This window comes from Mycobacterium sp. TH-M82 (assembly GCF_057473605.1).
In genome coordinates this window covers 1-1,629 of the sequence record NZ_JBYCKY010000395.1, presented here as the reverse complement: position 1 = coordinate 1,629, position 1,629 = coordinate 1, and the positions used below count along the sequence as shown (strand labels likewise).

Sequence of the window (1,629 nt, the reverse complement as noted above, 5' to 3'; positions counted from 1 at the left end):
AGGTCGAGAGCCTGCCCGGCACCCAGCTGGTTGGCGGCGCTCATCAGGTCACTGACGATCCCGCCGCTGCCGGAGCTGGCGGCGGCGGATGGCGCGGCGCCCAGCGACGAATCTCCGAGAATCGGGTAGGTGCCGCCCAGGCCCGTGATCGGCACCTCGCTGGGGTCGGGTAGCACCCCGCCCGGAGCGTAGCCGCCGAGACCGGATGTCGGATCTATGCCGGCCGGACTGGTCAGGGCGGGGTCGGTCAGACCCGCGGTGGCCGGTGCGGTGAGTCCCGGTGTGGTCAGTGCGGGGTCGGTCAGACCCGCGGTCGCCGGCGTGGTCGACCCCGGTGTGGCCAGGGCGGGGTCGGTCAGACCCGCGGCGCTCGGTGCGGTCAGGCCCGGTGTGGTCGACCCCGGTGTGGTCAGGCCGGGTGTGGTCAGGCCGGGTGTGGTCGACCCCGGTGTGGTCAGCCCGGGTGTGGTCAGGCCCGGTGTGGTCAGCCCGGGTGTGGTCAGGCCCGGTGTGGTCAGGCCCGGTGAGGTCAGCCCGGGTGTCACCCCAACCGGGCTGGTCAGTCCGGGCGAGAGAGGTGGCAGCCCTGACCCAGTCCCCGAGCCGGTGATCCCGGTCGGGATCGGCGGCAAGTTGATCCCGAACTGCGACAGCCCCTGCGACAGGGCGGACATCAGTTCGTTGGGTAGGTCCGCCATAGACGTAGCCGGCACGAACTCGTGGTGTTCCGGCGTGCCGTTGTCGGCGCTCAATTCGGAAACAGCGGCACATGCAAACAGGGCAAACGGAGTCGCGACCGCTAGGGCGGCGACTGCACTCATGGTGGTCGAGAGCCTGCGTCGACGTCGGTTCGGCACGGAAGTCTCCTCAATGTGTTCTGTCGGTCAGTCACGGCGGGTGAGCCGCAGGTGCGTGGGCACCTCGGAATCGATGGTACGGGAGTTACTGATGTGACTAGAGTGACGATATCTAATCGTGAGCGAATTGCGACGTTCGCCGCCGGCTGACGCCCCTGAGAGGTCCGGTGGGCTGGGCGGTCGCCGGGGTTGGTGACGCCTTCGCCGGAAAACCACCGGCGTTAGCGGCTTTGCCAGTCCGGTAGTACCAGGGCCGTCGGATACCCTAGCGCCGATGACGGCTCCATTTGACCTCTTCGTCGTCGGTTCCGGGTTCTTCGGCCTGACGATCGCCGAGCGCATGGCCAGCCAACTCGGCAAGCGGGTGCTGGTCGTGGAGCAACGTCCGCACATCGGCGGCAATGCGTACTCGGAGACTGAGCCGCAGACCGGCATCGAAATCCACAAGTACGGTGCGCATCTGTTCCACACCTCCAACGCCCGGGTTTGGGACTACGCGCGGCAGTTCACCGAGTTCACCGGCTACCAGCACCGGGTATTCGCCATGCACAACGGGCAGTCCTATCAGTTCCCGATGGGGCTGGGCCTGGTGTCTCAGTTCTTCGGCCGGTACTTCAGCCCCGACGAGGCGCGGGCGTTGATCGCCGAGCAGGCCGCGGAGGTCCCGACGGGTGAGGCCGCCAACTTCGAGGAGAAGGCGATCTCGCTGATCGGCCGCCCGCTCTACGAGGCGTTCGTCAAGGGCTACACCGCCAAACAGTGGCAGACCGAC

2 protein-coding genes are annotated in these 1,629 nt (G+C 67.7%); one reads left to right on the top strand and one right to left on the bottom strand.

All coding sequences use genetic code 11. The features are described 5' to 3' along the window. Positions 1-857, bottom strand: an 857-nt coding sequence (locus AC2VON_RS12260; RefSeq protein ID WP_486953214.1) for a hypothetical protein, incomplete at its 3' end; no start/stop codon positions are given. A gap of 274 nt (positions 858-1,131) precedes the next feature. Between AC2VON_RS12260 and AC2VON_RS12255 the strand changes: the two genes are divergently transcribed. Next, the coding region (locus tag AC2VON_RS12255; protein WP_486953213.1) for an NAD(P)-binding protein at positions 1,132-1,629 on the top strand (498 nt) is incomplete at its 3' end.